The sequence below is a fragment of the Providencia sp. JGM181 genome (genome assembly GCF_018257375.1).
GTDB lineage: Bacteria > Pseudomonadota > Gammaproteobacteria > Enterobacterales > Enterobacteriaceae > Providencia > Providencia lanzhouensis.
This window is the reverse complement of the sequence record NZ_JAERJY010000174.1, coordinates 1-6498: the sequence shown is the minus strand read 5'-3', so window position 1 is coordinate 6498 and position 6498 is coordinate 1. Positions and strand designations below refer to the sequence as shown.

6 protein-coding genes are annotated in these 6498 nt (G+C 44.7%); all 6 read left to right on the top strand.

The window, feature by feature from the left end:
- The first annotated feature begins 342 nt into the window (after positions 1-342).
- The gene (ugpB, locus tag JK188_RS15815) at positions 343-1656 is read left to right on the top strand and encodes a sn-glycerol-3-phosphate ABC transporter substrate-binding protein UgpB (RefSeq protein WP_211886995.1); all 1314 of its coding nucleotides are present in this window, start codon (positions 343-345) and stop codon (positions 1654-1656) included.
- Positions 1657-1725: 69 nt separating this feature from the next.
- Positions 1726-2613, top strand: a complete 888-nt coding sequence (ugpA, locus tag JK188_RS15810) for a sn-glycerol-3-phosphate ABC transporter permease UgpA (RefSeq protein WP_036949569.1) — start codon at positions 1726-1728, stop codon at positions 2611-2613.
- The gene (ugpE, locus tag JK188_RS15805) at positions 2610-3455 is read left to right on the top strand and encodes a sn-glycerol-3-phosphate ABC transporter permease UgpE (protein WP_211886996.1); all 846 of its coding nucleotides are present in this window, start codon (positions 2610-2612) and stop codon (positions 3453-3455) included. The genes ugpA and ugpE overlap by 4 nt, the downstream gene beginning before the upstream one ends.
- A gap of 2 nt (positions 3456-3457) precedes the next feature.
- Positions 3458-4528, top strand: coding sequence for a sn-glycerol-3-phosphate import ATP-binding protein UgpC (locus JK188_RS15800; protein ID WP_211886997.1), 1071 nt, complete (start codon positions 3458-3460; stop codon positions 4526-4528).
- Entirely contained in the window at positions 4525-5268 is a 744-nt protein-coding gene (gene ugpQ, locus JK188_RS15795; protein WP_211886999.1) for a glycerophosphodiester phosphodiesterase, read from the top strand. Before JK188_RS15800 ends, ugpQ begins: the two co-directional genes overlap by 4 nt.
- A gap of 210 nt (positions 5269-5478) precedes the next feature.
- The gene (locus tag JK188_RS15790) at positions 5479-6438 is read left to right on the top strand and encodes an Rpn family recombination-promoting nuclease/putative transposase (RefSeq protein WP_211887001.1); all 960 of its coding nucleotides are present in this window, start codon (positions 5479-5481) and stop codon (positions 6436-6438) included.
- Positions 6439-6498 lie beyond the last annotated feature (60 nt).

The window sequence follows — 6498 nt, the reverse complement described above, 5'->3', positions numbered from 1 at the left end:
AATATGTATAGAATGACAGTTTCCGCAAAATTATTTCTGGCATCTTTCTTTACTTTTTTATTTATGTTTCCTATTTTTTGTTATTTAATCATTTTTCAATAATCAAAATTTTTTTATTTAAATTGAGTGTTTTTTTCCGATATACCGTGAAAATAAAACACGCCGATTGTCATGTAAGCGTCATTTGCTAGAGATATGGCCGTCATTAATCTGTCATGTGTTGGCGATATTTCTGTCATTTCTCGGTGATAAATTCTCTCTCGAACATAAACTGCGTGAATTCGCACATTTTGGTGTAAATCTCTGCGGATAAACTTCAGTCATATAAAAGAGAGAATTGGCATGGCATCGATCAAACAGTCCGCTTTAGCAATGATGTTAGGCTTGGCTTTTAGCAGTCAAGGAATGGCAGTCACCACAATCCCATTCTGGCATTCAATGGAAGGTCAGCTTGGTGAAGAAGTGAATGACCTTGTCACTCGCTTTAATGAAACTCACCCAGATTACAACGTAGTTTCCACTTATAAAGGGAATTACGAGCAAAGCCTCGCTGCGGGGATTGCGGCATTTCGTTCTGGCAATGCACCTGCGATACTGCAGGTTTATGAAGTTGGTACTGCGACGATGATGTCATCCAAAGCCATCAAACCTGTCTACGAAGTTTTCCAAGAAGCTGGGATTGATTTTGATGAATCTCAGTTTGTGCCTACCGTTTCGGGTTATTATAGTGATGCGAAAACGGGGCATCTGCTATCCCAGCCTTTCAATAGCTCCACTCCGGTGCTTTATTACAATAAAGAAGCCTTCAAAAAAGCCGGTTTAAATCCAGATACCCCACCAAAAACATGGCAAGATCTTGCCCAATATACTGAAAAGCTACGTGAATCAGGAATGAAGTGCGGCTACGCCAGTGGTTGGCAGGGCTGGATACAAATTGAAAACTTCAGTGCATGGAACGGGTTGCCTGTCGCATCGAAGAATAATGGTTTTGACGGCACTGATGCAGTACTGGAGTTTAACACCCCAGATCACGTTAGGCATATCGAGCAGCTGCAAGATATGAATAAAAAAGGCACCTTCAGCTATTTAGGGCGTAAAGACGAGCCAACTGAGAAATTCTATAACGGGGATTGTGCCATTATTACTGGCTCCTCCGGTTCTCTGGCGAATATTCGCAAGCACGCTAAGTTTGATTTTGGTGTTGGCATGATGCCTTACGATGCACAAATTCCAACGGCACCACAAAATGCCATCATTGGTGGTGCAAGCTTGTGGGTGATGGGCGGTAAAGATCCTGAAACCTATAAAGGTGTTGCGGAATTTATGAAATTCTTAGCTGAGCCTGAAAATGCCGCAAAATGGCATCAAAATACAGGATATTTACCGATTACAACGGCAGCGTATGAGTTAACCCAAAAATCCGGCTTTTATGACAAAAATCCGGGGGCGGATATTGCGACTCGCCAAATGTTAAACAAAGCGCCGTTACCTTATACCAAAGGATTACGCTTAGGTAATATGCCACAAATTCGTACCATCGTGGACGAAGAGCTGGAATCCGTGTGGTCAGGCAAAAAGACGCCACAACAAGCCCTCGATACTTCTGTTGAGCGTGGTAACCAATTACTGCGCCGTTTCGAAAAATCCACTCAGTAATGAGTTCTTTCGCCCCTCTTGATGGAATTAAGAGGGGCGCTGCATCACATCTGATTTATTGGGTTGCTTATGTCATCATCTCGTCCCGTATTTCGCTCCCGCTGGTTGCCTTATGCGCTAGTATTACCACAGCTCATCATTACGGTGATTTTCTTTATTTTGCCAGCCGGACAAGCGCTTTGGTATTCATTACAAAGTATTGATCCTTTTGGATTATCCAGTGAGTTTGTGGGGTTAGAAAACTTCACTCAACTCTTTAGCGATAGCTACTATGTAGACTCTTTCTATACCACGATGATTTTTAGTGGCTGGGTAGCAGGAAGTGGGCTTGTCGTCTCGCTGTTTTTCGCGGCTTTGGTTGACTATGTGGTAAGAGGAAGCCGTTTTTACCAAACATTAATGCTACTACCCTACGCCGTTGCACCTGCTGTTGCGGCGGTTTTATGGATGTTTTTGTTTAGTCCCGGCAGAGGATTGATAACCTATGGTTTGGAATCCATTGGCTATGACTGGAACCATGCGCAAAATAGCGGTCAGGCGATGTTTTTAGTCGTTTTAGCCTCAGTTTGGAAGCAAATCAGTTATAACTTTTTGTTTTTCTTCGCTGCCTTGCAATCTATTCCACGCTCTTTGATGGAAGCGGCGGCTATCGACGGTGCGGGACCTATCCGCCGTTTCTTTAAAATATCCTTACCATTAATCACCCCTGTGAGTTTCTTTTTATTGGTGGTGAATTTGGTGTATGCCTTCTTTGATACTTTCCCTGTGATTGATGCGGCAACAGGTGGCGGGCCAGTACAAGCGACGACGACACTGATTTATAAGATTTACCGTGAAGGATTTTCAGGGCTCGACCTCTCTTCATCCGCAGCACAATCCGTGATTTTGATGGGCTTGGTGATCGTCCTAACGGTGATTCAATTCCGTTTTATCGAGCGTAAGGTTCGCTACCAATGATTGAGAAAAATCGTGGACTGAGCGTATTCAGTCATTCCATGCTGGTAATTGGGATTTTAGTGATTTTATTCCCGCTGTATGTGGCCTTTGTTGCCGCGACACTCGATGATAAAGCGGTCTTCGATACCCCCATTACCCTAATACCAGGCTCTCATTTATGGGAGAACATTCTGCATATTTGGAATAACGGCGTGGCAGCGAATAGCGCCCCATTTTGGTTGATGTTGGTGAACAGCACCATTATGGCGTTGGTGATAGCAATTGGAAAAATTACGATTTCGATATTATCGGCATTTGCCATCGTTTGGTTCCGTTTTCCGTGCCGTAGCCTATTTTTTTGGATGATTTTCATCACATTAATGTTGCCTGTCGAAGTGCGAATTTTCCCCACAGTAGAGGTGATTTCTAACTTAAACATGGTGGATAGTTACGCCGGGCTAACTTTGCCGTTGATGGCTTCCGCGACGGCGACTTTTTTATTTCGCCAATTTTTTATGACGTTGCCGGATGAATTGATAGAGGCAGCGCGTATTGATGGTGCTTCACCAATGCGGTTTTTCATCGACATTGTGTTGCCGTTGTCCAAAACAAACTTAGCCGCGTTGTTTGTGATCACGTTTATTTATGGTTGGAACCAATATTTGTGGCCAATCTTGATCGTTGCAGATCCCAGCTTAGGAACCGCAGTTGCGGGGATCAAAGGCATGATCGCATCGGGTGAAGGTACGACTCAATGGAATCAAGTGATGGCGGCAATGTTGCTCACGCTGATTCCACCCGTTCTTGTGGTATTAGCTATGCAGAGGGCGTTTGTGCGTGGCTTGGTCGATAGTGAGAAATAAGCATGGCAGAATTAAAACTTCAAGCCGTCACTAAAAGTTGGGACGGAAAAAATCAAGTGATCAAGCCGCTGACAGTGGATGTGGCAGATGGCGAATTTATCGTGATGGTAGGGCCTTCTGGGTGTGGTAAATCCACGCTATTACGTATGGTGGCAGGGTTAGAGCAAGTGACGAGCGGGGATATTTGGATTGACCGAAAGCGAGTCACGCATCTAGAACCCAAAGAGCGTGGCATTGCGATGGTATTCCAAAATTACGCGCTTTATCCTCATATGAGCGTTGAAGAGAATATGGCATGGGGGCTAAAAATTCGTGGGCTAGGAAAAGAGATCATTCGCCAAAAAGTGGCGGATGCCGCACGGATTTTAGAGCTTGATGGATTATTAAAGCGTCAACCGAGAGAGCTTTCCGGTGGTCAACGTCAGCGCGTGGCTATGGGGCGTGCCATTGTGCGTGACCCCGCCGTATTCTTATTTGATGAACCGCTTTCTAACCTCGATGCAAAGTTGCGGGTACAGATGCGCCTTGAACTGCAACAGCTGCATCGTCGTTTAAAAACCACCAGCTTGTATGTGACACACGATCAGGTGGAAGCGATGACCTTGGCGCAGCGAGTGATGGTGGTGAATAAAGGCGTTGCGGAACAGATTGGCTCCCCAGTTGAAGTGTACGAGCGTCCTGCCAGCCGTTTTGTGGCGAGTTTTATTGGTTCCCCTGCCATGAACTTGCTGGAAGGGAAACTGAGTTCGGACGGTTCTCGCTTTGAACTCGATGGCGGAATGCAATTACCGTTGGGTAGAACGTATTTACAGTGGGTAGGGCATGCGCTAACGTTAGGCATCCGACCGGAACATTTACAGTTAGGCTCTGAATCGTCAGGGGGGATCCGGCTGGTCGTCGAGACCCTCGAAATGTTAGGCGCTGATAATTTAGTGCATGGTCAGTGGGCAGGGCAAAAAGTGATTGTGCGTCTTGGGCACGAGCATCGCCCTCAGATTGGCTCCACGTTATGGCTTCATCTTCCTGAAGCCCATCAGCATTTTTTTGATACTCAATATGGACACCGTTTATGAATCTTTGGCCTTATCCTAAAATTGTCGCCCATCGCGGTGGCGGTAAATTAGCCCCTGAAAATACGCTCGCAGCTATCGATGTTGGGGCGAAATATGGTCATACCATGATTGAGTTTGATGCTAAATTATCCCGCGATGGTCAAATCTTCCTTCTGCATGATGATACCCTTGAGCGCACGAGTAATGGGCATGGGGTAGCAGGGAATTTTGACTGGAGCCAGTTAGTCAATATTGATGCTGGAAGCTGGTATAGCCAAGAATTTGCTAACGAGCATTTGCCGCTATTATCGCAAGTGGCTGAGCGTTGCCAACAACATCGCATGATGGCGAATATTGAAATTAAGCCAACCACCGGCTTGGAGAGAGAAACAGGAACCGTGGTGGCATTAGCGGCTCGACAATTATGGGAAGGACAAACTGCACCGTTACTCTCTTCATTTTCCATTGAGTCCCTTGAAGCGGCTCAAGCCGCAGCACCTGAATTGCCTCGGGGTTTATTGCTGGAGGAGTGGCGCGAGGATTGGCGTGAACTGACAACGCGTTTAGGCTGTGTCTCTATCCATTTAGACCATCTCTTATTGGATAAAGCTCGGGTCGAACTATTGAAGCAAGCGGGCTTATATATTCTGGTGTATACGGTGAACTCCCCTGAACGCGCTAAATTATTATTAGCGTGGGGCGTTGATGCCATTTGTACTGATCGTATTGATTTAATCGGTCCAAATTTCCCCGCAGAGTAAATTAAAAAATACGCTAATTTATGAAGAGTCTCTTAGCGCTGCAATATGCGGGTTAAGGGGCTTTTTTATGAATGAAATAAGTAAATAATTCGATTAAAAGCAATGAGTTAATCTGTCAAGTAATTCTCGTTAATTAGGACTAACTTTTTCTCACTCTCCCGAAAATATTGGTTAGTATCTCGCCATCTTACGAACCAAAACGAGGCCGAGATGGCGACCCAATCAATTGTAGCTCCTCATGATTCAACCTTTAAAGGCTTTATGAGCAAAGTGGATAATGCGCGGGATTTTTTTGAAGTCCATCTTCCTAATCGCATTAAGCACCTCTGCAATTTTGATACCTTGAAGTTAGCCAGCGCTTCATTTGTGGATAAAACCTTGCGCTCTCGTTTCTCTGACATGCTCTATTCCGTTCAAACACTCAGGGGTAAGGGGTATTTTTACTTTTTGGTTGAGCACCAATCCTCCCCCGATAAGCTAATGGGCTGGCGGTTGATGCATTATGCATTCTGCGCGATGAATCAGCATTTGCAGCAAGGTCACCAAACCTTGCCGTTGGTGGTTCCCATCTTGTTTTATCATGGAAATCAATCCCCTTATCCTTACTCCCAATCATGGACGGATTGCTTTGAGTGGTCTGATTTAGCTCGTAGTTTGTATTGCAATCCACTGCCGTTAGTGGATGTCACGGTGGCAAGTGACGATGAACTTGTGAATCACCGAAAAGTTGCCGCGTTGGAGTTAGTTCTCAAACACTCATCCCTGAAAGATGACCTTATGGTGCTGTCAAAGCGCTTAGCGCAGGTGATCAAGGAGAACGAAAACCACCGTGATGACGTTATTTTAATCATCAACTATCTATTTAGTGTGATGGATACGCCGACATACAAAAAGATAGTCAAAACATTAATAGAAAAAACCGAAGGATATCAGGAGACGGTTATGACCATTGCTGATCGCTTAAGAAATGAGGGGTTAAAAAAAGGATTAAAGAGAGGAGTAAAAAGAGGGTTAGTCAAAGGAAGAGAAGAAGCTCGACAAGAAGAGCAGGAGAAGGCCAAACAACGCACTTACACCCAAGTGTTGACCAGTTTAAGGCTAGGCTTAGATATTGATATCATTAGCCAAATTACAGGCTTATCCCACTCTGAAATCCAAGCAATGCGTTAATTAATATAAAGTGGTATTTATCGAAAAAATGAAGGTAGGAATCAACATAAAATTGATTCC

Coding starts and splice junctions, on each gene's coding strand:
- ugpB (WP_211886995.1), top strand. CDS start 343: ATGGCATCGATCAAACAGTCCGCTTTAGCAATGATGTTAGGCTTGGCT.
- ugpE (WP_211886996.1), top strand. CDS start 2,610: ATGATTGAGAAAAATCGTGGACTGAGCGTATTCAGTCATTCCATGCTG.
- JK188_RS15790 (WP_211887001.1), top strand. CDS start 5,479: ATGGCGACCCAATCAATTGTAGCTCCTCATGATTCAACCTTTAAAGGC.
- ugpA (WP_036949569.1), top strand. CDS start 1,726: ATGTCATCATCTCGTCCCGTATTTCGCTCCCGCTGGTTGCCTTATGCG.
- ugpQ (WP_211886999.1), top strand. CDS start 4,525: ATGAATCTTTGGCCTTATCCTAAAATTGTCGCCCATCGCGGTGGCGGT.
- JK188_RS15800 (WP_211886997.1), top strand. CDS start 3,458: ATGGCAGAATTAAAACTTCAAGCCGTCACTAAAAGTTGGGACGGAAAA.